Here is a 26,390-nt window from a genome sequence, read left to right on the forward strand (position 1 = left end):
GCGGACCCGACCCCCGTCCGATCTGTCCGGAGTGCCGATACCGACCCGATTCGCCCCTCCGGTGCCTACCATTCGGATGTGAACGAGGCGACGGAGCAGTTCTTCGCATCGCTGCCGGCGCGCGCCCCGGCGGTCCTGCGGTCGCCGATCAGCGGCACCATCCAGATCGATCTCACCACCGGCAGCCGCACCGAGCACTGGCTGGTCCGGCTCGGTCCCGGTCGGGCCGCGGTGGAACGCGCCCGCGGGCCGGCGGACTCGATCTGGACCAGCAGCGCCGACCTGTTCGACCGGCTGGTCACCGGGCGCGCCCAGGCCATCTCCGCGGTGCTGCGCAACGAGAGCACGTTCAGCGGCAACGTGACACTCTTCCTGGTGTTCCGGCACTTCTTCCCCGATCCGCCGGGGGCGCGGGACCCGCGGGAGATCAACCGAGCGCAGGTTGGCCGGCCGGAATGAAACAGCTGGTCAGCATCCTCGACGGCAACACCTTCGTGGTCAGTGACCGGCGGGGGGACGTCGAGCCGTCGTACGACTTCCCCACCGGGCTGTTCTCCTTCGACACCCGCTTCCTGTCCACCTGGCTGCTGACCCTGGACGGGGAACGGCTGCACGCCCTGTCCATCGACGACGCCCACTCGTACACGACCCGCTACTTCCTGGTGCCCGGCGAGCCGACGCACTACCTCGACGCCAAGGTGTCGGTGATCCGCAGCCGGTCCATCGGCGGCAGCATGGGCGAGGACCTGACCGTGCTCAACCACTCCGGCCGGGAGATGCGGTTCACCCTGCGGATGGAGATGGGCTCCGACTTCGCCGACCTGTTCGAGGTCAAGCAGCAGCAGCGGAAGAAGGGCGCCACGACCGCCACGGTCGGGCAGAACGAGCTGCGGCTGACCTACCGGCGGGACGCGTTCCACCGCGAGACGGTGATCACCAGCACCGCACCCGCCGACGTCGACCAGGCCGGGATGACCTGGCAGATCCTGGTCGGGCCGCACGCCGAGTGGAGCACCCGGCTGCACGTGGGGACGATCATCTACGGTGCCCGGGGGGAGGACATCCGGGCCACCACCCCGCTGGGCGGCAGCCGGAGCCCGCAGGCGATCGCCGCCGAGCAGCAGGAACTCATCGACCGGGCGCCCAAGCTGGGCTGCGACTGCCAGCCGCTGGCCGGGGCGTACCGGCGGAGCCTGAACGACCTGGCCGCGCTCCGGTATGAGTCGATCACCCTCGGCGTCCGGCTGGTCGCGGCCGGCCTGCCCTGGTTCATGACGCTGTTCGGCCGGGACAGCATCCTCACCTCGCTGCAGATCCTCCCCTTCCTGCCCGACCTGATTCCGCCGACCCTGCTGATGCTCGCCGGCCTGCAGGGTTACCGGCTGGACGACTTCCGCGACGAGGAGCCGGGCAAGATCCTGCACGAGCTGCGGTACGGCGAGACGGCCGGCTTCGAGGAGCAGCCGCACTCCCCGTACTACGGCTCCGCGGACTCGACCCCGCTGTTCGTGATCCTGCTCGACGAGTACGAGCGGTGGACCGGCGACACCGCGCTGGTCAAGCGGCTGGAGTTCGCCGCCCGGGCGGCGCTGGACTGGATCGACAGCTACGGCGACCTGCTCGGCACCGGCTACATCTGGTATCGCACCCGCAACCCGGAGACCGGCCTGGAGAACCAGTGTTGGAAGGACTCCTGGGACGCCATCTGCTACGCCGACGGCCGGCTGCCGGGCTTTCCCCGGGCCACCTGCGAGATCCAGGGGTACGCGTACGACGCGAAGCTGCGCGGCGCCCGGCTGGCCCGGACGGTCTGGCAGGACCCGGCGTACGCCGAGCGGTTGGAGCGGGAGGCCGCGGCCCTCAAGGAACGCTTCAACCGCGACTTCTGGATGCCCGACAAGGACACGTACGCGCTGGCCCTCGACCCCGAGGGCCGGCACGTGGACGCGCTCACCTCGAACGTCGGCCACCTGCTCTGGAGCGGCATCGTCGACGAGCCGCGGGCCGGCAAGCTGGCCGGTCACCTGCTCGGGCCCGAGCTCTTCTCGGGCTGGGGGGTCCGCACGCTCGGCACCGGCCAGGGCCGCTACAACCCGATCGGCTACCACGTCGGCACGGTCTGGCCGTTCGACAACGCCTTCATCGCCTGGGGCCTGGCCCGGTACGGCTTCCGCGAGGAGGCCGGCCGGATCTGCGACGCGATGCTGGCCGCGTCGCAGTACTTCGACGGGCGGCTGCCCGAGGCGTTCGCCGGGTACGAGCGCGACCTCACCGACTACCCGGTCCAGTATCCGACCGCATGCAGCCCGCAGGCCTGGTCCGCCGGCACTCCACTGCTGCTGCTGCGGGTGATGCTCGGCCTGGAGCCGCAGGGCGAGCACCTGATCATCGATCCGGCGGTGCCGGAGGGCATGGGCCGGGTGGAGCTGCTGGACATCCCCGGGCGGTGGGGCCGGGTCGACGCGCTGGGCCGCAGCCGCACCCCGCACGACAAGAGCCGCGGCCACTGAGCGCGTCGCGCATCTGGCAGCAGAGCAGGCGCGGGCGGCAGAGCAGGGCATGGCCGCGGAGGCTACGCCCGGCCGGGCCGGTGCTTAGTTGGCAGCAGAGCAGGCGCGGGCGGCAGAGCGGCCCGGCGGTGGTCAGGCGGGGCAGCCGGTGGAGGCGGTCACCCGCAGCCGCTCGCCGGTGGCGTCGGCCACCACGACGGCCGGGCCGCGCCGGTAGGCGTACACCTCGGGGTTGTCCAGCAGGACGGTGCCGGCGGCCAGCGGCTTCAGCCCGGCCAGCGGCGCGGGTGCGGCGCCGGCGGTGGCCCGGTGGGTCGCGGCCCGGCCGCCGCCCGGGCAGGCCGCGAAGACCGCGTCGGGCTCGCCGTCGGGCGAACGACCCAGCGCGCGCAGCGCCTCGTCGAGGGCCGGGTCGTGCGGGTATCCGGGCAGCAGGTCGGCGACCTCGGCGTCGATCGGGCGGCAGCCGGTCTCCGCGTCGAACCGGACCCGACCCGGGCGCTCCACCCGACCCTCCACCAGCACGAACTCGCCGGCGTCCGCGCGCAGCCGCGGGCCGTCGGTGGCGGTCCGCACGCCGGCCCGCCAGTCGGCCGGGAGCCGGCCGGCGACCCGCCCCAGCAGCGCCCGCTCCCCGCCCTCGGGCAGCACCACGTCCACCCCGGTGGTGAGCGTGCCACCCGCGGCCATCGGGGTGACCTGGCAACCCCGCTCCACCTGGCGCGGGGCCAGCGCCCAGGCGGCGTCACCCAGGGCGGCGACGAGCTGCCCGGTGGCGGCGTCGGCCACCCGGGCGGCCTCGGCGAGGCTGCGCTGCTCGCGTACGGTCGGCGGGTCGTGCCGCACCGACCACCAGGTGAGCGCGCCGAGCAGCACCGCCCAGGCCACCGTCGCGGCGAGCAGCCAGCGCGGCCAGCCCCAGCTACGCGGGGGCTCCCGGTCATCACTCACCGGGGCCCACCCCGTCTGGACAGCGCTCACCCGCCCATCGTGCCACCCGCTCACCCCGCCACCCGCTCACCCCGCCACCCCGGCGGCCGGCGGCCATGATCGTCTGATGGTGGGCCGGCCGACACGCCGAGGGATGTCGGGCTGAGCATCAGAGGATCATGAGTTGCCGGATCACGGTGACGGAACCGTGGACGCGGGCGGGGCCGGTCACCCCCGGCAAGGGGTGACCGGCCCCGGGCCGATCAGAGCGTGGGTCAGGCGACCGTGACCGCGACCTCGTTGATCCCGCGCGCGGCGGTCACCTCGGTGTCGCCGTTGCCGTGCCGGGACAGCGCCCGCAGCGTCCAACTGCCGGGCGCGGCGAAGAACCGGAACTGGCCGGCCGGCGAGGTGACGACCTCGGCGGTGAACTCACCGGTCGAGTCGAGCAGCCGGACGTACGCGCCGGGCACGACCTCGCCCGACTCGGTGCTGACCAGGCCGGTGATGACGGTTTCCTTCTCCAGGTCCAGGCTGGCCGGGAGGGGGGCGGCCTGGTCCGGAGCGGCGCAACCGGCGGCGGTGGAAGCGGGAGCGGTCATCGTGATCACGCCTTCCCCGGCTCGTCGCCGAGCGCGACCGGCACGCCGACCAGCGAGCCGTACTCGGTCCAGGAGCCGTCGTAGTTCTTCACGTTCTGGTGACCGAGCAGCTCCTGCAGCACGAACCAGGTGTGCGAGGAGCGCTCGCCGATCCGGCAGTAGGCGATGGTCTCCTTGCCGTCGTCCAGCCCGGCGTCGGCGTAGATCCTGCGCAGCTCCTCGTCGGACTTGAAGGTGCCGTCCTCGTTGGCCGCCTTCGACCACGGCACGCTGATCGCGGTGGGCACGTGGCCGGCCCGCTGGGCCTGCTCCTGCGGCAGGTGGGCGGGGGCGAGCAGCCGGCCCGCGTACTCGTCGGGGCTGCGCACGTCGACCAGGTTCTTGGTGCCGATGGCGTCCACCACCTCGTCGCGGAAGGCACGGATCGAGGTGTCCGGCTGCTGCGCGACGTACCGGGTCGCGGGGCGCTGGACCGCGTCGCCGACCAGCGGGCGGCCGTCGAGCTCCCACTTCTTGCGGCCGCCGTCGAGCAGCTTCACGTCCCGGTGGCCGTAGAGCTTGAAGTACCAGTACGCGTACGCGGCGAACCAGTTGTTGTTGCCGCCGTAGAGGATGACGGTGTCGTCGTTGCCGATGCCGCGCTCGGACAGCAGCGCGGAGAACTGCTCCTGGTTGACGAAGTCCCGCCGGACCGCGTCCTGCAGGTCGGTCTTCCAGTCCAGCTTGATCGCCCCGGCGATGTGGCCGGTGTCGTAGGCCGAGGTGTCCTCGTCGACCTCGACGAAGACGACGCCCGGGGCGTCGATGTTCTTCTCGGCCCACTCGGCCGAGACGAGTGCGGTGTCGCGACTCATCGGATCACTCCCTGGTGAGGATGGATGGTGAGCCAGCGCGGAGATGGGAACGGTGTCGCACCACGCGCGGGACCCAGTGTGGACGGATCACGGGTTCGTGCGACGGCGCCGCTGCCGGGCGTTGCGGAGGGGGAACACCGGGGAGGGTGCGGGGACCCTCAGATGCCGGTTGGCCGCCGGGCGGCCGGAGACAGCTCCGCCGTCAGATGACGGAGCGACACAGGCAGGTGGCCACGCGGCACAGGTCGACCGCGCGCCGTTTGGTGAGGTGCGTCCCCATGAGCAGGGAGCCTACCAGCCGTCCCGCGTGGCGCCAGGGCACCGACCAGCATCCGGGACGGCGCCGAGCGGAGCCGGGAAAACGCCGACGGCCCGGCCGGAGCCGGGCCGTCGTGCGGTGCCGGGCTCAGCCGGCCGAGTTGATCGGTACGTCCTTCGCGTCGGCGGTGACCGTCAACCCCTCGGGCTTCGGCTCGACCTTGCGCACGTTGAGCTGGAACGGCAGCTGAGGCAGCGGCACGTCGATCGAGATGCCGCGGGCGTAGTTGTTGAGCAGGGTCTTGGCCAGCGGCACCGCGGGCAGCCCCTCGGCGCTCAGGTCGTTGAACTTCAGCGCGATCTTGCCGTTCTCGGCGACCACCACGTCGGCGGTGCCGGCCACGGTGAGCTTCTGGCCGAGGATGTCCACCGGCGCGGTGACCACCAGCTTGCCGTTCTGCTCGCCCAGCTTCAGGCCGGGCCGGTCGAGCAGCTTGGCCAGGCTGTCGTAGGTGACGGTGCCGGTGCCGTCGACCGACTCGGCGACCACGTCGCCCTGGCCGGAGCGGAGCGTGTCCAGCGAGGCCCGGACGTTGCGCGCGTCCACGTCGAGCCGGGGCAGGCTGACCGTCTCGCCCTGCACCGGGCCCTGCACGTCGGTCAGCACGATCGAGATCCGCTCGTACCGGCCGGCGACGACCTGGGTGAGGAACGGGAAGCCGCCGACGTCGACCTTGGGCCGGGAGGACTGCGCGTTCTGCTTGGCGACCTCCTGCTCGACCTGGTCGGCGATCCGCCGCTCGGCGACGCCCGCCGCCACCCGGTCGCCCACCACCAACAGGCCGGCGAGGATCACCAGCAGCACGACCAGCGAGACCAGGGCCTTGCGCCCGCGCCGCCGGGGTCGCTCCTGCTCGTACGCCGGGTAGGTCTCTGCCACGCCGCCTCCTGTCCGTCGTCGCCGTCGCACGCGGCGCCGCCCGTCGCCACCGGGCACCGCCCAGGGGCGCACCGCTATTACCCGAGCGCCGCAGCGCCCAACCGTTCGCCGCGGCGCCCGGTCGTCAGCCGCGGCGCCCGGCCGTCACAGGAACAGCACGCACATCGCGTACGCCGCCGGCGCGGCCAGCGCGAACCCGCCGAGCGGGCCCTGCATGTGCCGGGCGATCCACATCGTCGGCGGCTCACCGGCCATCAGCCGGCCGGCCTCGGCGTACCCGACGGCCAGGTCGGCCAGCACGGCGGTGGCCGCGGTGACCAGGCCGACCAGCGCGGCGCTGGTCGGCGTGAAGCCGACCAGGTAGCTGCCGAGCAGGGCGCTGGTGAGGGTGCCGATCATCGCGCCGGCGACCACGCCGGCCGCGCCCCGGGGCACCTGCGGGGCCAGCCGCGGCCAGGCCGCGAACGCGTCGGTCAGCCGCGCCACGGTGAGCGCCACCCCGCTGGCCACCAGGCAGACGGTGATCGCCTGGGTGCCGGCCGGGACCCGGCTGAGGGTGATCAGGGTGGCGAAGGCGACCACGCCCACCACGATCAACAGGGTGGTGCCGAGCGAGTCGGTGACCCGGACCCGGTCCACCCGGCGTACCAGCTGGCCCAGCACGCCCAGCACGAAGCCACCGACGGCGGCGTAGCCCAGCGGAGCCAGGCCGGCGACGTCCGACCGGACGGCGGCGATGTCGGCGGTCACCGCGACGGCGGCGCTCACCCCGGCGACAAGCAGCAGCGCCGGGGGTCGCATGGCCATCGTCCAGGCGAGGATGAACAGCAGCTGCACCCCGAGGACGATGAACGCGAACGGCAGCCGGTGCCCCGGGCCGGCGGTCTGCGCGCCGAGCACCAGGCCGACGCCGAGCAGCGCGGCGAAGCCCGCCACGGTCAGCGACAGCGGGCGGCGCACCTCGACCGGCTCGATCGCCTCCTCGGCCGGCTCGTCGGCCTCGTCGTCGAGCCGGCGGGCCTCCCCGCCCTTGCGGGACCGGCGCGGCCCGCGGCCCCTGCGCCGCTGGTCACCGTCGTCGGTGGGGCCGGTCGGCGGGCCCGGCGGACGGGCGAGGGCGGGGCCGCCGGGTCCCGCGTGCGGGTCGTCGGGCCACCGGTCGCGGCCGGTCTCGGGCGAGGTGGAGGGAAACACGCCCCGATCGTGCCAGACCGAACCGCCGGGGCGGAGGCCACCGTTTCGGCAACGTTAAAACCTGCGGAGCGTTCATGGGCAGATCCGACAAAGGGGAAGGGACGCCGGGGAGTGAGCTGGGTGATCGGTTACGCTCAAGCCGTTACCCGCCCGTCAGCGACGCCGGGACCCACGCAAGTTCTCAGCGCCACCCCCGGTCGGGAGTGCCGCTGGTCGCGAGCGGCTCCGGCCGCCGGGACGGAGGTGATCGTGTGGAGATCCTGCTGCTGGTGACCGCGCGCGCAGGTGAACCCTCGGCGGTGCTGCCGGCGCTGGACCTGCTGCCGCACTCGGTGCGGACGGCGCCGCGCGACGTACGCACGCTGATTTCCGGCCCGAGCCCCGACGCGGTGCTGGTGGACGCCCGGTCCGAGCTGAGCGAGGCGCGCGCCACCTGCCGGATGCTGCACGCCACCGGCTTGGGGGTGCCGCTGGTCGCGGTGGTCACCGAGGCCGGCCTGATCGCGCTGAACGCCGACTGGGGCGTGGACGACGTGATCCTGGCCGGCGCCGGCCCGGCCGAGGTCGAGGCGCGACTGCGGCTGGCCGTCGGCCGGCTGAGCAACGCCACCGCCGGGGCGGGCGGCTCGATCCGGGCCGGCGAGCTGACCATCGACCCGGACACCTACGCGGCGAAGCTGAAGGGGCGGCCGCTCGACCTCACGTACAAGGAGTTCGAGCTGTTGAAGTTCCTGGCCCAGCACCCGGGCCGGGTGTTCACCCGGGACCAGCTGCTGCGCGAGGTCTGGGGGTACGACTACTTCGGCGGCACCCGGACGGTGGACGTGCACGTCCGGCGGCTGCGGGCCAAGCTCGGCTCGGAGTACGAGTCGATGATCGGCACGGTCCGCCAGGTGGGTTACAAGTTCGTGGTCCCGCCGTCGCGAGCGATGGCCGAGTCCGAGCAGTCCCCCGTCTCGGTCTGACCACCCCCAACCGAGGGCCTATTTCCGGTACGCCCCTTTTGCACCTCTTGCCGGCTCTATTCTGATTGCCGGATCAAGCGGGGCAAGAGGGGGCGACGGTGCGTGCACTGACCACGGGGGACTCGACGGGTTCGGGGCGCGACCGGGACCGGCGGTGCGGTTGATGCGCGCGGGATCGACCGGCCGTACGGTGGGAATCGTGGTGCTGGTGCTCGCCGCCCTGCTCGGCTCCGCGTACGCGCTCGGCCGCAGCCTGATCCCCGACACGGGGCGGCCGCGCACCGGCGCCGCGCACAGCGTCGACGGCCCCCAGTACGCCGACCAGGGGCCGGAGCCCGGGGCCCGGCACGACGGCCCGCCCCCGCCGTCGGCCGGCGGGCCGGAGACCGGGCAGCAGGCCGAGGGCGGCCCGCAGGCCGACGGCGGTTCCAGCGCCGACGGCCACCGGCTGGCCGAGGGCCTCGACGACACCCTCTACGGCGCGCGGGTGACCACCGGCTCGGACGAGGTGGCGCTGACCTTCGACGACGGGCCGGATCCGACCTACACCCCGCAGGTGCTGGCGGTGCTGCGCGCGTACCAGGTGAAGGCGACCTTCTGCGTGGTCGGGCAGAACGCCCAGGACCACCCGGAGCTGATCCAGGAGATCGTGGCCGACGGCCACACCCTGTGCAACCACTCGTGGAGCCACGACGTCACGCTGGGCAAGCGCTCCCCCGCCGCGATCCGGGCCGACCTGACCCGCACCAACGACGCCATCCACGCCGCCGTCCCGGACGCCCACGTCGGCTGGTTCCGCCAGCCGGGCGGGGCCTGGACGTCGCCCGTGGTGCAGGTGGCCCGGGAGCTGGGGATGGCCCCGCTGCACTGGACCGTGGACCCGAACGACTGGAAGGCGCCGGGCGCCCCCAAGATCACCGCCTCGGTCACCGGCGACACCCAGGCCGGCTCGATCGTGCTGATGCACGATGCCGGCGGAAACCGGCAGGGCACCGTGGACGCGCTGCACCGGATCCTGCCCGACCTGGGCGGCCGGTTCCGGCTGGAGGCGCTGCCCCCGGACGGCGTGAACTGAGCCGACCCGATCCACCGGCCACCGCGGCTCGCCACGGGCTGCGCGGTCGGGGCAGAGCGGGCCGCCGGACCCGGCTGCGCGGTCGCGGCGGAGCGGAGCGCCGGATCCGGCTACGGTGACGTGGTGAGCAGCGCGGAACCGACGACCGACCGGGTGGCCCGGGCCGACCGGCTCGACACGACCGAAGTGGCCGAGGTGCTGGCCCTGGCCCGCCTGGCCGGCGACGCCGACGGCGCCGACCCGTTCGACGAGCACACCAAGCTGCGGCTGCGCGATCCCGCGGCGGCGGCGGTCCACCTGACCGCCCGGGCCGCCGACGGCACCCTCACCGGGTACGCCCACCTGGACACCACCGACCCCGACGGCACCGGGGTGGAGCTGGCGGTGCATCCGGCGTACCGGCGGCGGGGCACCGGCCGGGCGCTGGCCCGGGGCGTACTGGCGGCGGCCGGCGGCCCACTGCGGGCCTGGGCGCACGGCGACCACCCGTCGGCGGCGGCGCTCGCGGTCGACCTCGGCTTCGACCGGGCCCGGGTGCTCTGGCAGCTGCGCCGGTCGTTGACCGCCCCGGTGCCCGCCCAGCCGCTGCCGGCCGGGGTCGCGCTGCGGGCGTACCGGCCCGGGGCGGACGACGAGGCCTGGCTGGCGCTCAACGCGCGGGCCTTCGCGGCTCACCCGGAGCAGGGCCGGTGGACCGCCGACGACCTGCGGGTACGCCTCGCCGAGCCGTGGTTCGAACCGGCCGGCTTCCTGCTCGCCGTGGAGGAGTCCACCGGCCGGCTGGTCGGCTTCCACTGGACCAAGGTGCACGAGCGGCCCGGCTCGGCCCGGATCGGCGAGGTCTACGTGCTGGGCGTGGACCCGGGCGTCCACCGGGGCGGTCTGGGCCGGGCGCTCACCGCGGCCGGCCTGATCCACCTGCGGGACCAGCGGAAGCTGGACCGGGTGATGCTCTACGTGGACGAGTCCAACACCGGCGCGGTGGCGCTCTACGAACGGCTCGGGTTCGCCCGCTGGTGCGGGCACGTGAACTACGCACTGGGCTGAGCCGGAGCATGCGCGGCGGGTCGCGGCGACGCTCGGCGTACCGCTGCTGCTCACCGGCTGCGGCCGCGCCCCCGGCGCCCGAGCGGTTATGCGGGCGGCCGGGCGGCGGACAAGGTGACCCTGACGAAGGGATTCCTGGGTTGCTCGGCGAGCGACGAGGGCCAGCGGTGGATCACCCGCCTCGGCTACGGTCGGCTGCCGGAGCCGCTGCGGACCCGGCTCGCCGACGCGGTCGGCGGGCTCTTCTGAGCCCCTCCGGCGCGTCACCGACGAGTAACGGCGGCGCATCGGCGCGATAACGACTGACCGGTTAAATCGTATATATGGCGATAGCAGGACGGCAGTTCACCTAACGGACAACCTTCCCTCAGCCCGCGGTCAACTGCCCGGCCGGGGGAGTTCACGCCTCGTTCATGTGCGACCGGCAAACCGGCTACCTGACGACCCTAGTTTTCGTACCAGCCGGTCAGCGCCGGCGTGGAACGACCAACCGGTCGTCTCCCCAAGACGTGAAGGGAAACCCCTCAGGTGAAGCTCCAGCGGCACGGCGCCATCGCCTGCCTCGCCCTTACCGCGATGCTCGGTCTCAGCGCTTGCGGCTCGGACAACAACGAGCCCGCCTCCCCGTCGGCCTCCGGCTCCGCCGCCGCCGACTGCGCGCAGGGCACGCTGAACGCTCAGGGCTCCTCGGCGCAGAAGAACGCGATGGCCGAGTGGATCAAGACCTACCAGCAGAAGTGCAGCGGCAGCACCATCAACTACGAGCCCTCGGGCTCCGGCGCGGGTGTCACCGCGTTCATCTCCAAGACCGCCGACTTCGCCGGCTCGGACTCCGCGCTCAAGCCGGAGGAGCAGCCGAAGGCCGACGCCCGCTGCACCGGTGGCGCCGCGATCAACCTGCCGATGGTCGTCGGCCCGATCGCCGTCGTCTACAACGTGGAGGGCGTGGACAACCTCCAGCTCAAGCCGGCCACCCTGGCGCAGATCTTCGCCGGCAAGGTGACCAAGTGGGACGACCCGGCGATCAAGGCCGACAACGCCGACGCCAAGCTGCCGTCGACCCCGATCCAGGCCGTGCACCGCACCGACGAGTCGGGCACCACGGACAACTTCACCAAGTACCTGTCCAAGACCGCCGAGTCGGACTGGACCTTCGGCAACAACAAGGCGTGGAAGGCCCCGGGCGGCGTCGGCGCCAACAAGTCCGACGGTGTGGCCAGCAAGGTCAAGAGCACCCCGGGCACCATCAGCTACGTCGAGTGGTCGTACGCCGAGAACTCCGGCCTGTCGAAGGCCAAGGTCTTCAACGGCGCGGGCGAGTTCACCGAGCTGACCGCCGAGTCGGCCGGCAAGACCATCGCCGGTGCCAAGGTCGAGGGCCAGGGCGACGACCTCAAGCTGTCGATCGACTACAACACCAAGGAGGCCGGGGCGTACCCGATCGTCCTGGCGACCTACGAGATCGTCTGCAGCAAGGGCAACCCCGCCGACAAGCTCCCGCTGATCAAGGGCCTGCTCGGCTACGCCGCCAGCACCGAGGGCCAGACCGACCTCACCGAGCTGGGCTACGCCCCGCTGCCGGACTCGGTCCGCACCAAGGTCGAGGCCGCGGTCAAGAACCTCTCCTGACCGGTCCCCGCAACACCACCTTCTCCAATCGAAACGAGCGAGCAGATGGGTGAAACCCCTCCCCGCTCGGCGCACGCCGGCACCGGTGGGCAGCACGTGACCTCGGGTCACGAGTCGCCCGCCGGTGCCTCGGCGCGTGTGGCCGAGACGTCATTCAGCACCCGTACCCCGGGCGGGGACGGGATGGGCGGCGGCGGCGCCCTGCCCCGGGCCCGCAACTTCGGCGCGGAGCGCGCGTTCCGCGGCCTGACCATCGCGGCCGGCACCACGGTGCTGGTCATCATCGCCGCGATCGCCATCTTCCTGGTGGCCAAGGCGGTGCCGGCCCTGCGGGCCAACAGCGAGAGCTTCTGGACCTACGAGGGCTGGTTCCCGAACGACAACCCGCCCAAGTTCGGCATCGGCGCGCTCGCCTTCGGCACGCTGCTCACCTCGGTGCTCGCCCTACTGGTCGCGGTGCCGGTGGCGCTGGGCATCGCGCTGTTCCTGTCGCACTACGCCCCGCGTCGGCTGGGCACCACCCTCGGCTTCCTGATCGACCTGCTGGCCGCCGTGCCGAGCGTGGTGTTCGGTCTCTGGGGCCGGGACTACTTCGTCGGTCCGGTGCGGGACTTCTCGGAGTGGCTCAACCACTACTTCGGCTGGATCCCGATCTTCGGCGGCAACGGGCCGTTCGGGAACTCGATCCTGCTCGGCTCGCTGGTGCTGGCGATCATGGTGCTGCCGATCATCACCTCGCTCTCCCGCGAGGTGTTCCTGCAGACCCCGACCGCCAACGAGGAGGCCGCCCTCGCGCTGGGCGCCACCCGCTGGGAGATGCTCCGCACCGCGGTGCTGCCCTACGGCCGCCCCGGCATCATCGCCGCGGTGATGCTCGGCCTGGGCCGCGCGCTCGGCGAGACCATCGCGCTGGCGCTCACCCTGTCGGCCGTCTACAACATCTCGTTCAACCTGCTGGAGACCGGCGGCAACTCGATCGCCGCGAACATCGCCAACCGGTTCGGCGAGGCGAACGAGACCGGCCGCGGCGCGCTGATCGCCTCCGGCCTGGTGCTCTTCGCGATCACCCTGGTGGTCAACATCGCCGCCCGGGCGATCATCTACCGCCGTCGCGAGTTCACGGAGTCCGCCGCATGACCACCACCGTCGCGTCACACCGCGGCCGTCCGCCGGCCCAGCCCGTCTCGCTGCGGGCCAAGCGGCTGCCCCGGTACGCTCCGCCGGCCATCGCGCTGGCCGCCCTGCTGGTCGCCGCCGCCATCGTGTACGGCGCCAGCATCGGCGGCCCGGTGCTGGTCGTGGTCCTCGGCGCCCTGCTCTACCTGGCCGGGATGTACGCGGCCAGCAACGCGGTGGAGGGTCGCCGGGCGGCCCGCAACCGCACCTGGAGCGCCCTGATCCACTCCGCCTTCGTGCTGGCCGTGCTGCCGCTGGCCTCGGTGGTCTGGACGCTGTTCAGCAAGGGCGTCGAGCGGCTGGACTCCAACTTCTTCCTCACCTCGATGAACAACATCGGGGCCCGGGACAAGGAGGGCGGCGCCTACCACGCGATCGTCGGCACGCTGGAGCAGGTCGGCATCGCCGCCCTGATCACCGTCCCGCTCGGCATCCTCTGCGCGATCTACATCGTCGAGTACGGCCGGGGCCGGTTCGCCTTCATCATCCGGTTCTTCGTCGACGTGATGACCGGCATCCCGTCGATCGTCGCCGGCCTGTTCGTGCTGGCCTTCTGGGTGCTGATCGTCTCGCCGTGGTTCAACAACGGCCAGCCGGGATTCTCCGGCTTCGCCGCGGCGTTGGCACTGAGCGTGCTGATGCTGCCGACGGTGGTCCGCTCCACCGAGGAGATGCTGCGCCTGGTGCCGGCGCCGCTGCGGGAGGGCGCGTACGCCCTCGGCGTGCCGAAATGGAAGACGATCCTGCGGGTAGTGCTGCCGACGGCGCTTCCGGGCATCGTCACCGGCGTGATGCTCGCCATCGCCCGGGCGGCCGGCGAGACCGCGCCGGTGCTGCTGGTGGCCGGTGGCGGCGCGGCGATCAACACCAACCCCTTCGAGAACAACCAGTCGTCGCTGGCCCTCTTCGTCTACCAGCAGGCCGGTGAGGCGTCGAAGTACTCGCCGGCCCGGGCGTGGACCGCGGCGCTGACCCTGGTCGCCCTCGTGCTCATCCTGACCATCGCGGCGAAGTTGCTGGCGCGCCGCAACCGGCTCGCCCGATGAACCCCGGAGGTACCACCACCATGGCCAAGCGCATCGACGCCTCGAACGTCACCGCCTACTACGGTTCGTTCAAGGCGATCGAGAACATCAACCTGACCGTCGAGCCCAAGACGGTGACCGCCCTGATCGGCCCGTCCGGCTGCGGCAAGTCGACCTTCCTGCGGACGATCAACCGGATGCACGAGGTGCTCCCGGGCGCCCGGGTCGAGGGCGACCTCACCATGGACGGCCAGAACATCTACCAGCGCGACGTCGACGTGACGGCGGTCCGCCGGATGATCGGCATGGTCTTCCAGCGGCCGAACCCGTTCCCGACCATGTCGATCTTCGACAACGTGGTGGCCGGGCTGAAGCTCAACGGGGTCCGGAAGAAGTCCATCCTCGAGGACTCCGCCGAGAAGGCGCTGCGCTCGGCGAACCTGTGGGACGAGGTCAAGGACCGGCTGGCCAAGCCGGGCGCCGGCCTCTCCGGCGGTCAGCAGCAGCGGCTCTGCATCGCCCGGACGATCGCGGTGGAGCCGCAGGTCGTGCTGATGGACGAGCCCTGCTCGGCGCTCGACCCGATCTCCACGCTGGCGATCGAGGACCTGATGTTCCAGCTCAAGGACAAGTTCACGATCATCATCGTGACGCACAACATGCAGCAGGCGGCCCGGGTCTCCGACCGCACCGCCTTCTTCTCGATCGACAAGACCGGCGACCCCGGCCGCCTGATCGAGTACGACAACACCCAGAAGATCTTCAGCAACCCGAGCCAGAAGAAGACCGAGGACTACATCACCGGCCGCTTCGGCTGAGCCGCTGATCCCCGGTCCGCGAAGGGGCGCTGGTCGACCGACCGGCGCCCCTTTCGCGTACCCGGGGATCAGCGCAGCAGGAAGCGGGGTTCACCGGCCTCGGGGAGGTCCAGGCGGGGGGTGATCGGGGTTGCCGGGTCGCGGGTGGCGGCGAGGCGGGCCACGTCGGCCAGGTCGGCGGCCTCGGCCACCTCGGCCAGGGTGACCAGGGTGGGCGGCAGCATCGCCAGCTCCCCCGTCCGGGCACGGGCCAGCGCGTCCGCCGGCCGCACCCACAGGGTCCGGTCGGCCTCCCGGGAGACGTCCCGGGTCCGCTGCCCCTGCGGCAGCAGCGCCACGAAGAAGTACGTGTCGAAGCGGCGCGGCTCGAACTCGGGGGTGATCCACCGGCTCCACGGCAACAGCAGGTCCGACCGGAGGGTCAGCCGGCGCCCGGCGAGCAGGTCGGCGAAGCCCACCCGGCGGCCCTCCAGGTCCTGTCGGGACGCCTCCCACTCGTCGCCGCTCACGTCACCGACCACCGTCTCCGGGCCCGGACCGGCCAGCAGCACCCCGGCCTCCTCGAAGACCTCGCGGGCGGCGGCGCAGACCACCGCCCGGGCGGCGTCCGGGTCGAGCCGCAGCCGCCCCGCCCACTCGTCCGGGGACGGGCCGGCCCAGCCCGGGTGGACCTGGGAGTCGGACGGGTCCACCCCGCCGCCGGGGAAGGCGTACATGCCGCCGAAGGTCATCGCGGCGACCCGGCGGATGACGTACACCTCGAAGCCGGGGTCGGCCGGGCGCAGCAGCAGCACCGTGGCGGCGACCCGCGGCGGCGCCGGGGTGCCGCCCTCGGCCCGGAACCGGCGGGCGTGCTCCACCAGGGCGGGGGGTGCGGCGAAGCCGTCGATCGTCATTCCGCGAGCCTAGTTCCCGACCGGTGGATCAGCCTGCCGGCCGGGCGCCGGTCCGGGATAGCGTGCCGGCATGACGCGTTGGGGAATCCTGGCCACCGGGAACATCGCCGGCCGCTTCGCCCAGGACCTGCGGCTGGTGCCGGGGGCCGAGCTGACGGCGGTCGGCTCGCGGACGGCGGACGCCGCCGAGCGGTTCGCGCGGCGATACGGCGCCGCCCGGGCGTACGGCTCGTGGGCGGAGCTGGCCGCCGACGACGAGCTGGACGCGATCTACGTGGCCACCCCGCACTCCGCCCACCACGAGGCGACCCGGATCTGCCTCACCGCCGGGCGGGCGGTGCTGGTGGAGAAGCCGTTCACCCTCGACCTGGCCACCGGCGTCGAGCTGATCGAGCTGGCCCGCGCCCGCGGGGTCTTCCTGATGGAGGCCATGTGGATGCGCTGCGACCCGACCGTCCTGCGGGTGGCCCGGCTGATCGCGGACGGGGCGATCGGCGAGGTGACGCACGTACGCGCGGACTTCGGGGTGGCCGGGCCGTTCCCGCCCGAGCACCGGATGCGCAATCGCGCGCTCGGTGGTGGCGCCCTGCTCGACCTGGGCGTCTACCCGCTCGGCCTGGCCCACCTGCTGCTCGGCGTGCCGCGGCAGGTACGGGCCTGGGCGAGCCTGACCGGCGAGGGGGTGGACGCCAACACCGGCATCGTGCTGGGGTACGAGTCGGGGGCGGTGGCCACGCTGAGCTGCGGCATGGTCGGCGCGACCGGGATCAGCGCCTCGATCACCGGCAGCACCGGCCGGATCGACCTGCCCGAGCCGTTCTTCCGGCCGCCGGCGGCGGTGCTGCACCGGGCGGGCGCCGAGCCGGAGACGATCCCGGCCGACCTGACCGGCGGCGGCTACCAGCACGAGGCCGCCGAGGTGCAGCGCCGCCTGGCCGCCGGGGCGCTCGAGAGCCCGCTGGTGCCGCACGCGGTGACGCTGGAGATGCTGACGCTGGTGGACGCGATCAAGGAGCAGATCGGAGTCTCGTACGCCTGAGGGCCCCCGCCGGTGCCGGCGGAGGCCCTCGACGAGACGCGCCGCGCTCAGAACAGCGGGCGGACCACCAGGTAGGTCAGGCAGGCGATCAGCGCCGCCGCCGGGAAGGTGATGATCCACGCGACCACGATGTTGCCGGCGACGTTCCAGCGGACGGCGGAGAGCCGCTTGGTGGCGCCGACGCCCATGATCGCGGAGGTGATGGTGTGCGTGGTGGAGATCGGCGCCTTGAGCACCAGGGCGTTGAAGTAGAGCACCGCGCTGGCCACCGTCTCGGCGGCGAAGCCCTCCGCCGGGCCAAGGTCGATGATCTTGCGACCGAGGGTACGGATGATCCGCCAGCCGCCGGAGTAGGTGCCCAGCGCGAGCATGGTCGCCGAGGTCCAGAACACCCACTGCGGAATGTGCGTCTTGTCGCTCTGGTACCCGCCGGTGTAGAGGGCCAGCACGATGATGCCCATGGTCTTCGCCGCGTCCTGCATGCCGTGGCCGACCGACATGGCCGCCGCGGAGGCGGTCTGCGCGTAGCGGAAGCCGCGGTTCAGCTTGGCCGGCTGTCCCTTTCGGAAGGTCCAGAGGATGGCCAGCATCAGCAGGTAGCCGAGGACCAGGCCGACGACGGGCGACAGGATCATCGGGATGATGACCTTCTCGCCGATGTTCGCCCACTGCACCACGCCGCCGGTGGCCAGCAGGGTGGCGCCGACCAGGCCGCCGAAGAGAGCGTGCGAGGACGACGACGGCAGCCCGAAGTACCAGGTGATCAGGTTCCAGGCGATCGCCCCGAGCACCCCGGCGAAGACCACCCCCAGGCTGGTCACGCCGGTCGGCAGGGTGACCAGATTGTCCCCGACGGTCTTGGCCACCCCGGCGCCGAAGTGCGCGCCGATGAAGTTGCCGACGGCGGCCAGCAGCAGGGCGATCCGCGGGGTCAGGGCCCGGGTGGAGATGCTGGTGGCGATCGCGTTCGCCGCGTCGTGGAAGCCGTTCGTGTAGTCGAACGCCATGGCGGCGACGATCACCGCCAGCACGGCGATGAGTTCCGGAGTCACTGGCTCAGGACTCCTTGACCGCGATGGTCTCGACGGTGTTCGCCACGTGCTCGAAGGCGTCGCAGGCGGCCTCCAGCTCGTCGGCGACCTCCTTCATCTTCAGCACGGTCAACGCGTCGTACTCGCCGGAGAAGAGCCGGACCAGCAGCATCCGGTACGCCTGGTCGCCGTCGTTCTCCAGCCGGTTGCACTCGATCCAGTAGTCCTCGAGGTCGCGCATCGACTGCAGCCGGGGCATCGCCTCGGCGGTCAGCTTGGCCTGCTGGTCGAGCACGTTGACCAGCTCGTGCAGCTCACGCGGGAGCGACGGGAGCTTGGTCAGGCCGTACAGGTAGAGCAGGTTGCCGACCGCCTCGAGGTGGTCCATCACGTCGTCGAGCAGCGAGCCCAGGCGGTAGATGTCCTCGCGGTCGAACGGGGTGATGAAGGTAGAGTTGATCTTCTTGTAGAGCTCGTGGGTGATCTGGTCGCTGTCGTGTTCGACCTCGGTCAGCCGCTCGCTCACCGACTGCACGTCCACCCCGGGCAGGGCCAGCTCGTTGAGCAGCTCCGTGCCCTTCACCAGGTTGTGGGCGGCCCTGGTGAACAGCTCGTAGAAGGCGCCCTCGGTGGGACGGAAGGAAAACTTCACAGCACGGACCTCGTCGTGTCGGTGGAAGGGTGGCCGACGCCGCCGAGGCGTCCGCTGCAGGGCATGCTAGGGACACCGCCGAATCGGGCATCCGCCGGCCCACCCCTGGTCAGGCCCGCTTCACCGCTCGTTCACCAACCGTTACCCTTGGCCTCGGCGTTACCGCGCGCCAGCCGCTCCCGTTCGTGCGCCACGTCGAAATCGGCAGCCGGATACCCCAGATCGAGTGCGTCGAACGTCTCCCGCAACAGGTGCGCCACCGCCCAGTCGCGGTACCACTTGCGGTCCGCCGGGACCACGAACCAGGGCGCCGCCTCGGTGCCGCACCGGCCCACCGCCTCCGCGTAAGCCGCCTCGTAGTCGTCCCAGCGGGCGCGGGCGTCGATGTCGCCCGGGTTGTACTTCCAGTACTTCGTCGGATCGGTCAGCCGCTCGGCGAGCCGCTCACCCTGCTCGGCGCGCGAGATGTGCAGCATCACCTTGACCACGGTCACCCCCGCCCCGGCCAGCTCCCGCTCGAAGGCGTTGATCTCGTCGTACCGGGCCCGCCAGGTGGCCTCCGGCACCAGCGACTCGACCCGGGCCACCAGCACGTCCTCGTAGTGCGACCGGTTGAAGATGCCGACGTACCCGGGCGGCGGCAGGGCCCGCCGGATCCGCCACAGGAAGTCGTGCCGCAGCTCCTCCTCGGTGGGCGGGCCGAACGACCGGATGTGCAGGCCGAGCGGGTTCATCGCGCCGGCCACCCGCTTGACCGTGCCGTCCTTGCCGCCGCAGTCCATCGCCTGCAGCACCAGCAGCAGCCGGCCCGGCCGGTCGCCCGCCAGCTCGGGGCCCGCCAGGGTGGGGGCCGAGGCGGGCGCCGCGGAGTCCGCGGCCGCCTTGGCCGTGGCGAACAGCATCTCCTGCTGTCGGGCCAGCTCCGCGCCGATCAGCTCCACCTGGTCACGCGCCCAGGCCTTGCGCTCGCCACCCTTGCCCGCCGCGCCGGGCAGGCCGGGGGTCGACCGGGGGTCGATCGCCCCCAGGTCCACCGCGTCGCCGCCCGCCGGGGCCCGCAACAGGGCCCGCATCGTGCCGCCCTTAGGCGCCACGAACTCCGCTCCGTCCACCACGCTCATCCCCCGATCCTCGCCCACCCCGCCCGGCACCGCCTCCCGGGCGGACCGTGCACCCCGACGGCCGACTGTTCCGGCTGGTCAGCTCGTTCACCGTGGCCGACGGCCGGGTCACCGGCGTCTTCAACCAGCTCAACCCCGACAAGCTCGGCCACCTGCCGCCGCGGCTGCCGGACGACCCCGGGCCGCCGCCCGGCTGAGCCGGCTCAGACCACCAGCGCCAGCCACTTCCGGTACGACGTGGCGAACGGCTCGGTGCCGTCGCCCAGGGCGGTGAGCAGCTCGCGGGCCGCCGCCTCGGCCTCGACCACCACCTCGTCGGGATAGCCGAAGCGCACCCGGTGCTCGGCGAACTCGTCCTCGTCGCGCAGCTCGACCAGGCCGGTGGCGCGCCGGCGCACCACGTCCAGGTCGAGGTCGACCAGGTGGACGGTGTCGTCGCCCTCCCAGCGGGCCGGGGTGGCGATGTCGCAGTAGACCTCGCTGGTGCGCGGGGGCGGGTTGAACATGCCGGTCCACCAGGCGTGGTGCGGCACCAGCAGGACGAACGGGATCTGCTCGACGGACGGCCGGCCATGGTAGACCGACTCGGTGCCGGCCGGCACGCCGAGCCAGACGCCGAGGTCGTCCTCGGTCAGCCGGCGGGCCGGGTAGTCGCGGTGGGCGCTGCCGTCGTACTTGCGGTAGATCACGCGGACCACATCGCTCGGCATGAGTGGAACCCTAGCCGATTCCCGCCATCCCCCGCCGCGTGGCGCGAGCCGGTCGGGAGGGTCGCGGAGCGGGTCCGCCGGCCGTGCCGCGCACCCGCTGTCGGCGGCTGCGGGTACCGTCGCACGGTGACTCCGTCCCGCACCGCCACCGGCCCCGCCACCCCGACCGCGCGCGGCGGCCGGCGTCGGGGCGGCCGGCCCGGCGGGAGCGAGCTGCTCGCCGCCGCGGTCGGCGCGGTGCCCGGCGGCGCGGCCCGTCCCGGCCAGCAGCAGATGACCGAGGCGATCGAGCGCAGCGTGGCCACCCGCGAGCACCTGCTGGTCCAGGCCGGCACCGGCACCGGCAAGTCGCTGGCGTACCTGGCGCCCGCGTTGACCGTGGACGGGCCGGTGGTGGTCTCCACCGCCACCCTGGCGCTGCAGTCCCAGCTGGTCGACCACGACCTGCCCCGGCTGGCCGACGCGGTCGAGCCGCTGCTGGGCCGGCGACCCACCTTCGCCGTGCTCAAGGGCCGGCACCACTACCTCTGCCTGGCCCGGCTGGACGCCTCCACCGAGGAGGAGCCGGAGGACACCCTCTTCGACGCGCCGGCCGCCCGGCCCAGCGGCGGGACGAAGTGGCTCGGCGAGGCGGGCCGGCTGGGCAAGCAGGTGCAGCGGCTGCGCGACTGGGCGCAGGAGACCGACACCGGCGACCGGGACGAGCTGGACCCGGGCGTCGACGACCAGGCCTGGCGGGCGGTGTCGATGCCGGCCCGGGAGTGCGTGGGGGCGGCCCGCTGCCCGTTCGGCGCCGAGTGCTTCGCCGAGGCGTCCCGGGCCCGGGCCCGCGAGGCGGACATCGTGGTCACCAACCACAGCCTGCTCGCGGTGGACATGCTCGCCGGCCGGCACATCGTGCCGCCGCACAAGCTGCTGATCGTGGACGAGGCGCACGAGCTGGCCGACCGGGTCTCCTCCGCCGCGCAGGCCGAGCTGGTCCCGGAGCTGATCGACCGGTCGGCCCGCCGGGCCCGCCCGCTGCTGCGGCCGGACGTCGCCGACCGGCTCACCGAGGCCGGCGACGCGCTGGCCGTCGGGCTGGCCGAGGCCCCGGCCGGGCGGATCACCTCCGGGCTGCCGGCGCCGCTGCGCGAGGCGTGCACGCTGCTGGACGCCGCCACCCGGGCGGCACTGGAGGCGATCGGCGACGTCAAGTCCGACGACCCGGACCCGGTGCGCAAGCAGCAGGCCAAGGCGGCGCTGGACGAGCTCTCCACCACCGCCCAGCGGCTGCTGGAGGAGGCCGACCACGACGTGGCCTGGGTGGAGAAGCCGGACAACGGCAGCCGCCGCGCCCTGGTGGTCGCGCCGCTCTCGGTCGCCGGCACCCTCGCCACCCACCTGTACGACGAGCGCACCGTGGTGGCCACCTCGGCCACCCTGGCGCTGGGCGGCCGGTTCGACACGGTGGCCCGGGCCCTCGGGCTGGACGCGCCACCGCCCGCCCCGCCGTCCCCGGCCGCCGCCGCCATGGCCACCGCCACCGCCGGCCGGTCCACCTCGGTCGTACCCGCAGACGCCCCGGCGGGTGGGGTGGCCGCCGCGACCGGCAGCCGGGCGGCCACCGGCGTGGTGCCGGCCACCTCCGGCCCGGGCTGGTCGTCGCTGGACGTCGGTTCGCCGTTCGACTACGCCCGGCAGGGCATCCTGTACGTCGCCGCGCACCTGCCCCGGCCCAGCGTCTCCGGGCTGCCCGAGGCCGCCGGCGAGGAGCTGCTCGGGCTGGTCGGCGCGCTCGGTGGTCGTACCCTCGGGCTCTTCTCGTCGCGACGGGCCGCGCAGCAGGCCGCGGAGCTGCTCCGGGCACGGACCGACCTGCCGGTGCTGCTGCAGGGCGAGGAGGCGCTGCCGCTGCTGGTCCGCCGGTTCCGCGAGGAGCGGTCCAGCTGCCTGTTCGGCGTGATGTCGCTCTGGCAGGGGGTGGACGTGCCCGGCGACTCCTGCCAGCTGGTGGTGATCGACCGGCTGCCGTTCCCCCGGCCCGACGAGCCGCTGGCGGCGGCCCGGGCGGCGGCGGTGGACGCGGGCGGCGGCTCCGGCTTCGCGGCGGTCAGCGTGCCGATCGCGGCGGTCCGGCTGGCCCAGGGCGTGGGCCGGCTGATCCGGGCGACCGGTGACCGGGGCGTGGTGGCCGTGCTCGACTCCCGGTTGGAGACGGCCCGCGGCTACGGCCCGTTCCTGCGCCGCTCGCTGCCCCCGTTCTGGTACACCACCCGGCCCGAGGTGGCCCGCGGCGCCCTGGAGCGGCTCGCCAAGGCCTGAATCCGCACGGCCGCGACCGGGCCCGGACGCGCGACCGCCCGCACCCGGGGCGGGGTGCGGGCGGGTCGCGGGTCGGTCAGGGCGCCTGCGAGGCGACCACCACGGCGTCCGGCGGGGTGTCCGGGACGGTCCGCGCGGCGAGCCGGCGGACGGCGGTGTTGAGCACCGCGATCAGCGGTACGGCGACCAGCGCGCCGGTGATGCCGGCCAGCACCACCGCGGCGGCGATCCCGACGATCACCGCGAGCGGGTGGATGGCCACCGCCCGGCCCATGATCAGCGGCTGCAGGATGTGTCCCTCGACCTGCTGCACGCCGATCACCGCGGCCAGGATGATCAGCGCCGTCCCCGGCCCCTGGTCGACCAGCGCCACCAGCACCGCCACGATGCCGGACAGGGCTGCCCCGACGATCGGGATGAACGCGCCGAGGAAGATCAACGCGGCCAGCGGGAAGGCGAACGGCACGTGGAAGATGACCAGGAAGATGCCGATGCCCAGCGCGTCGATGAAGGCGACCAGCACGGTGGCCCGCACGTACGCGCCCAGCGTGGCCCAGGAGGACCGGCCGGCGTCGTCGACCTTCCACCGGGCGGCCACCGGCAGCAGCCGCACCAGGAACCGCCAGATCTTGCTGCCGTCGCGCAGGAAGAAGAAGGTGGCGAAGAGCACCAGGACGGTGCCGGTCAGCACCTCGGCCAGGGTGGCCGCGGTGGAGAGCGCGCCGCTGGTGAACTTCTCGGTGTTGCCGTTGATCCAGCCCTGCGCCTCGGTGATGTACCGGTCGAGCTGGCTGTCCGACAGGTGCAGCGGGCCGGTCTTGAGCCAGTCCTGGATCTGCCGCACGCCCTGCGACGACTTCTCGCTCAGCTCCGGCGCGCCCTTGATGAACTCGTTCACCACCAGGGTCATCGTGCCGATCACCGCGGCCAGGCCGCCCACCAGCACCACCGCGGTCGCCAGCGACCGGGGGAACCGGGCCCGCAGCAGCCAGCCCACCGCCGGCGCGAGCAGCGCGGACAGCAGCAGGGCGATGGCCAGCGGGATGATCACGATGCTGATCGTCCCGACGATCCGTAGCAGCGCCCAGGTGACCACGCCGATCACGATCAGCCGCCACGACCAGGCGGCGGCGATCCGCAGCGAGTGCGGCACGTCCGCGTCGTCCCGGCTGGCGGTCGACGGGTGCAGGTCCTCCCCGGTCGGCTCGGCCGGCTCGGCGCCGACCACCGTCGCCGACCGCGGGGCCGGCGGTCCGGGCAGGGAGGGCGTGGCCACCCCTGGTAGGTCCGGCTCGTCGGCATGGTCGGCGCGACCCGCGCGCACCGCCTCACGCCCGGATTCGTACGCGCGGCGGAGCCGTCCGCGTACCTGCTCGAAGCGGCTCAAGCGCACCTCCTGGAAGACAAAGCGGCCCGCCCTTCGCGGCGACGGCCCGGACAGGGTAGTCCGCCACGCGCCACAGTAGGGCGGTTCCGCCACACATTGCCCTGCGCCGCGCTCACTCAACCACGGCGGCGACCGGCCGACCGGCACGCGGTAGCGTCTTCGCGTGACCGCCGATGCGAACCTCGACTCCGGCCTGCCCATCCGCCTGCTGCACGACCGCGTGCTGGTCCGCACCGAGGGCAGCGAGGGGGAACGCCGCTCCACCGCCGGCATCGTGATCCCGGCGACCGCCGCCGTGGGCAAGCGACTCGCCTGGGCCACCGCCGTCGGGGTCGGCCCGCACGTACGGGCCGTGGTGGCCGGCGACCGGGTGCTGTTCGACCCCGACGACCGCTCCGAGGTCGAGTTGCAGGGCCGCGGCTACGTGCTGCTGCGCGAGCGGGACGTGCACGCCGTCGCCGCCGAACGGGTGGAGCGGGAGCCGGCCGGCAACACCGGGCTCTACCTCTAGCTCCCCGGCGCGCCTCCCGCCCCCGGCGCACCTTCAGCTCCCCGGTGCCCGACCGCCGGGCCGCGCCGTTTGCCGGGCCGCCGGGCGGGAAGCCAGCCCCGTCCAGCGCCCTGGGGAGGGACGATGCCGGTACTCGTGAAGAAGATCCTGCTCTGGGGCTTCGTCGCCTTCCTGATCTACTTCATGGCGTTCCGGCCGGACGGCGCGGCCCAGCTGTTCAGGGGGATCGGCGCCGCACTGATGGCGCTGGCGCAGGGGCTCGGCGACTTCCTCACCGGCCTGATGACCTGAGCCAGGGGGCGGGCGGCGGGGCGAGCACCACCGGGATCGGCACCACCGGCGAGTCGGGCGCCTCGACCGGGCGCTGCGAGCCGTCCGGGAACCGCAGGTGGTAGCGGCGGCCGTCCCAGACGCCGACCGGCGCCTGCGGGTCGCGCCCCACGAAGAACGACCGGTACGCGGCGATCGCCTGCAGCAGCTCCCACTCCTCCCGCCGGGTCCGCTCCCGGTCGGCCGGGGTGCGGTCCAGCCCCCGGCGCATCCCGTCCCGCAGCAGGGCCAGCCGGGTCGCGGCGAACTGGTACCCGCGCATCGCCCGTACGCCCGCGTCGCCGGCCACCCGCCGGGCCCAGGTACGCGCCGCGTGCCGCCGGCCCAGGCTGCCCAGCGCGGCCACCTCGGGCGGGGTGAGCCAGCCGGCCCGGACGTAGTCCGGCAGGGTGCGCTCGGTGAGCCGCCCCTCCCAGGCGCGCAGCCACACCGCGAAGCCGACCATGCCGAAGAACACCGGCACCATCACGCCGAGCACGCCGTACATCCAGATCGCCAGCTGGCCGGTGGCCTGGACCAGCGTCGGCAGCAGGTTCCAGGTGCCGTGCAGCATCATCGCCAGCAGCAGACCGGCGGCCGGGGCGAGGACGCGTACCCGCCGGTCGGCCGTCCGGGCGGCGATGCCCAGCCCGACCCCGGTCATCGAGGTGAACAGCGGGTGGGCGAAGCCGAAGAGCAGGATCCGCATGATGAAGATGGCGATCACCTGCCGGACGCCGGTCGCCGGGCCCCACTGGTCGGCGCCCGAGGCGTAGCCGTAGCCGCCCAGGTAGAGGATGTTCTCCACCATGGCGAAGCCGATCGCGGAGAGCCCGCAGTAGACCAGGCCGTCGGTGATCCCCGACCACTCCCGGCGGCGGAAGACCAGCAGCAGGATCGGGCCGAGGGCCTTGGTCAGCTCCTCGATGAACGGCGCCACCAGCACCCCGGTCAGCGAGGAGGAGACGCCCCATTCCTTGAACAACCGGGCAGCCGTCTCGTTGACCGTCAACGACGCGGCCGTGGCCACGAACGCGCCCCAGACGAAGCAGAAGATGAGGTACTTCAGCGGCTCCGGCTCGTACCGGTCGAGCCAGAGGAAGCAGGCGACGAGCACCGGCACCGGCAGGATCGCCGCCGCCACGCCGACCAGCAGGGCGTCCAGGCCCAGGTTCTCGCCGAGCGTCCAGATCATGTACGCCGCGCAGCCGGCGATCAGCAGCACCACCGCGGCCAATGCCACGACGCGCCAGACGCTGCGCCGGCGGGCCGGCATCCGGGGCGCGGCGGCGCCCGGCGGGGTGACGGCGGGCGGCGCGGACGCGGGCGGTCCGGGCGGGGTGTCGGCCATGCGGTCAGCGTAGTCATCCCCGGCCCTCCCGGCCGGGTGCTCCCGGCGGCCCGACA

27 protein-coding genes and 2 pseudogenes are annotated in these 26,390 nt (G+C 73.3%); 16 read left to right on the plus strand and 13 right to left on the minus strand.

Features of this window, described 5'->3' with window-relative positions:
* The first annotated feature begins 78 nt into the window (after positions 1 to 78).
* Together ACFY3U_RS14845 and ACFY3U_RS14850 are read left to right on the plus strand one after the other, a co-directional pair.
* Positions 79 to 459, plus strand: a complete 381-nt coding sequence (locus tag ACFY3U_RS14845) for an SCP2 sterol-binding domain-containing protein (protein ID WP_387200736.1) — start codon at positions 79 to 81, stop codon at positions 457 to 459.
* On the plus strand, positions 456 to 2,510 hold the full coding sequence (locus ACFY3U_RS14850) for a glycogen debranching N-terminal domain-containing protein (RefSeq protein WP_387200739.1): 2,055 nt from the start codon (positions 456 to 458) through the stop codon (positions 2,508 to 2,510). Before ACFY3U_RS14845 ends, ACFY3U_RS14850 begins: the two co-directional genes overlap by 4 nt.
* A gap of 132 nt (positions 2,511 to 2,642) precedes the next feature.
* Here ACFY3U_RS14850 and ACFY3U_RS14855 read toward each other — a convergent pair whose 3' ends face one another.
* The 6 genes from ACFY3U_RS14855 to ACFY3U_RS14880 form a co-directional block, all read right to left on the minus strand.
* Complete coding sequence (locus ACFY3U_RS14855; protein ID WP_387200742.1) at positions 2,643 to 3,491, minus strand: hypothetical protein; 849 nt, start codon at positions 3,489 to 3,491, stop codon at positions 2,643 to 2,645.
* Positions 3,492 to 3,715: 224 nt separating this feature from the next.
* On the minus strand, positions 3,716 to 4,042 hold the full coding sequence (locus tag ACFY3U_RS14860; protein ID WP_387200745.1) for a DUF1416 domain-containing protein: 327 nt from the start codon (positions 4,040 to 4,042) through the stop codon (positions 3,716 to 3,718).
* A 5-nt stretch (positions 4,043 to 4,047) separates the two neighbouring features.
* Positions 4,048 to 4,896 carry a sulfurtransferase gene (locus tag ACFY3U_RS14865; protein ID WP_387200748.1) on the minus strand — a complete coding sequence of 283 codons (849 nt, stop codon included), beginning with the start codon at positions 4,894 to 4,896 and terminating at the stop codon, positions 4,048 to 4,050.
* Positions 4,897 to 5,098: 202 nt separating this feature from the next.
* Positions 5,099 to 5,176: an Ms5788A family Cys-rich leader peptide gene (locus tag ACFY3U_RS14870; protein ID WP_323135737.1), complete on the minus strand. Its 78-nt coding sequence runs from the start codon at positions 5,174 to 5,176 to the stop codon at positions 5,099 to 5,101.
* A gap of 126 nt (positions 5,177 to 5,302) precedes the next feature.
* Entirely contained in the window at positions 5,303 to 6,094 is a 792-nt protein-coding gene (locus ACFY3U_RS14875) for a DUF2993 domain-containing protein (protein ID WP_387200751.1), read from the minus strand.
* Positions 6,095 to 6,238: 144 nt separating this feature from the next.
* On the minus strand, positions 6,239 to 7,288 hold the full coding sequence (locus ACFY3U_RS14880; protein WP_387200754.1) for a hypothetical protein: 1,050 nt from the start codon (positions 7,286 to 7,288) through the stop codon (positions 6,239 to 6,241).
* A 251-nt stretch (positions 7,289 to 7,539) separates the two neighbouring features.
* Between ACFY3U_RS14880 and ACFY3U_RS14885 the strand changes: the two genes are divergently transcribed.
* The 8 genes from ACFY3U_RS14885 (at position 7,540) to pstB (ending at position 15,023) form a co-directional block, all read left to right on the plus strand.
* Positions 7,540 to 8,253, plus strand: coding sequence for a winged-helix domain-containing protein (locus tag ACFY3U_RS14885; RefSeq protein WP_387200757.1), 714 nt, complete (start codon positions 7,540 to 7,542; stop codon positions 8,251 to 8,253).
* Positions 8,254 to 8,416: 163 nt separating this feature from the next.
* Complete coding sequence (locus ACFY3U_RS14890) at positions 8,417 to 9,328, plus strand: polysaccharide deacetylase family protein (protein ID WP_387200759.1); 912 nt, start codon at positions 8,417 to 8,419, stop codon at positions 9,326 to 9,328.
* Between the two features lie 123 nt (positions 9,329 to 9,451).
* Positions 9,452 to 10,375 (plus strand): mycothiol synthase, encoded by a 924-nt coding sequence (gene mshD, locus ACFY3U_RS14895; RefSeq protein WP_387200762.1) that lies wholly within the window; start codon positions 9,452 to 9,454, stop codon positions 10,373 to 10,375.
* A gap of 114 nt (positions 10,376 to 10,489) precedes the next feature.
* Entirely contained in the window at positions 10,490 to 10,624 is a 135-nt protein-coding gene (locus tag ACFY3U_RS14900) for a hypothetical protein (protein WP_387200764.1), read from the plus strand.
* 279 nt (positions 10,625 to 10,903) lie between these two features.
* On the plus strand, positions 10,904 to 12,004 hold the full coding sequence (gene pstS, locus ACFY3U_RS14905) for a phosphate ABC transporter substrate-binding protein PstS (RefSeq protein ID WP_387200767.1): 1,101 nt from the start codon (positions 10,904 to 10,906) through the stop codon (positions 12,002 to 12,004).
* Positions 12,005 to 12,049: 45 nt separating this feature from the next.
* A complete protein-coding gene (gene pstC, locus ACFY3U_RS14910; RefSeq protein WP_387200770.1) occupies positions 12,050 to 13,141 on the plus strand; it encodes a phosphate ABC transporter permease subunit PstC in 1,092 nt (363 codons plus the stop codon).
* Positions 13,138 to 14,226: a phosphate ABC transporter permease PstA gene (gene pstA / locus ACFY3U_RS14915; RefSeq protein WP_387200773.1), complete on the plus strand. Its 1,089-nt coding sequence runs from the start codon at positions 13,138 to 13,140 to the stop codon at positions 14,224 to 14,226. The genes pstC and pstA overlap by 4 nt, the downstream gene beginning before the upstream one ends.
* Before the next feature lie 20 nt (positions 14,227 to 14,246).
* The gene (gene pstB, locus ACFY3U_RS14920) at positions 14,247 to 15,023 is read left to right on the plus strand and encodes a phosphate ABC transporter ATP-binding protein PstB (RefSeq protein WP_387200776.1); all 777 of its coding nucleotides are present in this window, start codon (positions 14,247 to 14,249) and stop codon (positions 15,021 to 15,023) included.
* Positions 15,024 to 15,091: 68 nt separating this feature from the next.
* On the opposite strand, the gene ACFY3U_RS14925 is transcribed toward pstB, so the two are convergent.
* A complete protein-coding gene (locus tag ACFY3U_RS14925; RefSeq protein WP_387200779.1) occupies positions 15,092 to 15,919 on the minus strand; it encodes an NUDIX hydrolase in 828 nt (275 codons plus the stop codon).
* A gap of 70 nt (positions 15,920 to 15,989) precedes the next feature.
* Here ACFY3U_RS14925 and ACFY3U_RS14930 point away from each other — a divergent pair, with 70 nt between their 5' ends.
* Positions 15,990 to 16,958, plus strand: coding sequence for a Gfo/Idh/MocA family protein (locus ACFY3U_RS14930; RefSeq protein WP_387200782.1), 969 nt, complete (start codon positions 15,990 to 15,992; stop codon positions 16,956 to 16,958).
* 47 nt (positions 16,959 to 17,005) lie between these two features.
* Here the strand turns inward: ACFY3U_RS14930 and ACFY3U_RS14935 are convergent, their stop codons facing one another.
* From ACFY3U_RS14935 to ACFY3U_RS14945, 3 genes are all read right to left on the minus strand, one after another.
* Positions 17,006 to 18,010 (minus strand): anion permease, encoded by a 1,005-nt coding sequence (locus ACFY3U_RS14935; protein ID WP_387200785.1) that lies wholly within the window; start codon positions 18,008 to 18,010, stop codon positions 17,006 to 17,008.
* Between the two features lie 4 nt (positions 18,011 to 18,014).
* Positions 18,015 to 18,641 carry a DUF47 domain-containing protein gene (locus ACFY3U_RS14940; protein WP_387200788.1) on the minus strand — a complete coding sequence of 209 codons (627 nt, stop codon included), beginning with the start codon at positions 18,639 to 18,641 and terminating at the stop codon, positions 18,015 to 18,017.
* 131 nt (positions 18,642 to 18,772) lie between these two features.
* Positions 18,773 to 19,762 (minus strand): PPK2 family polyphosphate kinase, encoded by a 990-nt coding sequence (locus ACFY3U_RS14945; protein ID WP_387200791.1) that lies wholly within the window; start codon positions 19,760 to 19,762, stop codon positions 18,773 to 18,775.
* 47 nt (positions 19,763 to 19,809) lie between these two features.
* Here ACFY3U_RS14945 and ACFY3U_RS14950 point away from each other — a divergent pair, with 47 nt between their 5' ends.
* Complete coding sequence (locus ACFY3U_RS14950) at positions 19,810 to 19,959, plus strand: hypothetical protein (protein ID WP_387200794.1); 150 nt, start codon at positions 19,810 to 19,812, stop codon at positions 19,957 to 19,959.
* A 6-nt stretch (positions 19,960 to 19,965) separates the two neighbouring features.
* On the opposite strand, the gene ACFY3U_RS14955 is transcribed toward ACFY3U_RS14950, so the two are convergent.
* Entirely contained in the window at positions 19,966 to 20,472 is a 507-nt protein-coding gene (locus tag ACFY3U_RS14955; protein ID WP_387200797.1) for a DUF402 domain-containing protein, read from the minus strand.
* 126 nt (positions 20,473 to 20,598) lie between these two features.
* On the opposite strand from ACFY3U_RS14955, the pseudogene ACFY3U_RS14960 reads away from it, so the two are divergent.
* Both ACFY3U_RS14960 and ACFY3U_RS14965 read left to right on the plus strand, forming a co-directional pair.
* Positions 20,599 to 21,960: pseudogene (locus tag ACFY3U_RS14960) on the plus strand (ATP-dependent DNA helicase); the annotation flags it as partial.
* A gap of 129 nt (positions 21,961 to 22,089) precedes the next feature.
* Positions 22,090 to 22,776: pseudogene (locus ACFY3U_RS14965) on the plus strand (ATP-dependent DNA helicase); the annotation flags it as partial.
* A 76-nt stretch (positions 22,777 to 22,852) separates the two neighbouring features.
* Here the strand turns inward: ACFY3U_RS14965 and ACFY3U_RS14970 are convergent.
* On the minus strand, positions 22,853 to 24,169 hold the full coding sequence (locus ACFY3U_RS14970; RefSeq protein ID WP_387200801.1) for an AI-2E family transporter: 1,317 nt from the start codon (positions 24,167 to 24,169) through the stop codon (positions 22,853 to 22,855).
* 157 nt (positions 24,170 to 24,326) lie between these two features.
* Between ACFY3U_RS14970 and ACFY3U_RS14975 the strand changes: the two genes are divergently transcribed.
* Both ACFY3U_RS14975 and ACFY3U_RS14980 read left to right on the plus strand, forming a co-directional pair.
* Positions 24,327 to 24,674, plus strand: coding sequence for a GroES family chaperonin (locus ACFY3U_RS14975; RefSeq protein ID WP_387200804.1), 348 nt, complete (start codon positions 24,327 to 24,329; stop codon positions 24,672 to 24,674).
* Positions 24,675 to 24,797: 123 nt separating this feature from the next.
* Positions 24,798 to 24,965, plus strand: a complete 168-nt coding sequence (locus ACFY3U_RS14980) for a hypothetical protein (RefSeq protein ID WP_387200807.1) — start codon at positions 24,798 to 24,800, stop codon at positions 24,963 to 24,965.
* Here ACFY3U_RS14980 and ACFY3U_RS14985 read toward each other — a convergent pair.
* Positions 24,946 to 26,334, minus strand: coding sequence for a PrsW family intramembrane metalloprotease (locus ACFY3U_RS14985; protein WP_387200809.1), 1,389 nt, complete (start codon positions 26,332 to 26,334; stop codon positions 24,946 to 24,948). The genes ACFY3U_RS14980 and ACFY3U_RS14985 overlap by 20 nt on opposite strands.
* Between the last annotated feature and the right edge of the window lie 56 nt (positions 26,335 to 26,390).

This window comes from Micromonospora sp. NPDC000089, from assembly GCF_042899365.1.
Taxonomy (GTDB): domain Bacteria; phylum Actinomycetota; class Actinomycetes; order Mycobacteriales; family Micromonosporaceae; genus Micromonospora.

Bases quoted from the DNA above. Each gene is read 5' to 3' on its own strand.
- ACFY3U_RS14850 (WP_387200739.1), top strand. From the start codon at position 456: ATGAAACAGCTGGTCAGCATCCTCGACGGCAACACCTTCGTGGTCAGT.
- ACFY3U_RS14860 (WP_387200745.1), bottom strand. From the start codon at position 4,042: ATGACCGCTCCCGCTTCCACCGCCGCCGGTTGCGCCGCTCCGGACCAG.
- ACFY3U_RS14865 (WP_387200748.1), bottom strand. From the start codon at position 4,896: ATGAGTCGCGACACCGCACTCGTCTCGGCCGAGTGGGCCGAGAAGAAC.
- ACFY3U_RS14870 (WP_323135737.1), bottom strand. From the start codon at position 5,176: ATGGGGACGCACCTCACCAAACGGCGCGCGGTCGACCTGTGCCGCGTG.
- ACFY3U_RS14890 (WP_387200759.1), top strand. From the start codon at position 8,417: ATGCGCGCGGGATCGACCGGCCGTACGGTGGGAATCGTGGTGCTGGTG.
- pstC (WP_387200770.1), top strand. From the start codon at position 12,050: ATGGGTGAAACCCCTCCCCGCTCGGCGCACGCCGGCACCGGTGGGCAG.
- pstA (WP_387200773.1), top strand. From the start codon at position 13,138: ATGACCACCACCGTCGCGTCACACCGCGGCCGTCCGCCGGCCCAGCCC.
- pstB (WP_387200776.1), top strand. From the start codon at position 14,247: ATGGCCAAGCGCATCGACGCCTCGAACGTCACCGCCTACTACGGTTCG.
- ACFY3U_RS14925 (WP_387200779.1), bottom strand. From the start codon at position 15,919: ATGACGATCGACGGCTTCGCCGCACCCCCCGCCCTGGTGGAGCACGCC.
- ACFY3U_RS14930 (WP_387200782.1), top strand. From the start codon at position 15,990: ATGACGCGTTGGGGAATCCTGGCCACCGGGAACATCGCCGGCCGCTTC.
- ACFY3U_RS14945 (WP_387200791.1), bottom strand. From the start codon at position 19,762: ATGAGCGTGGTGGACGGAGCGGAGTTCGTGGCGCCTAAGGGCGGCACG.
- ACFY3U_RS14955 (WP_387200797.1), bottom strand. From the start codon at position 20,472: ATGCCGAGCGATGTGGTCCGCGTGATCTACCGCAAGTACGACGGCAGC.
- ACFY3U_RS14980 (WP_387200807.1), top strand. From the start codon at position 24,798: ATGCCGGTACTCGTGAAGAAGATCCTGCTCTGGGGCTTCGTCGCCTTC.
- ACFY3U_RS14985 (WP_387200809.1), bottom strand. From the start codon at position 26,334: ATGGCCGACACCCCGCCCGGACCGCCCGCGTCCGCGCCGCCCGCCGTC.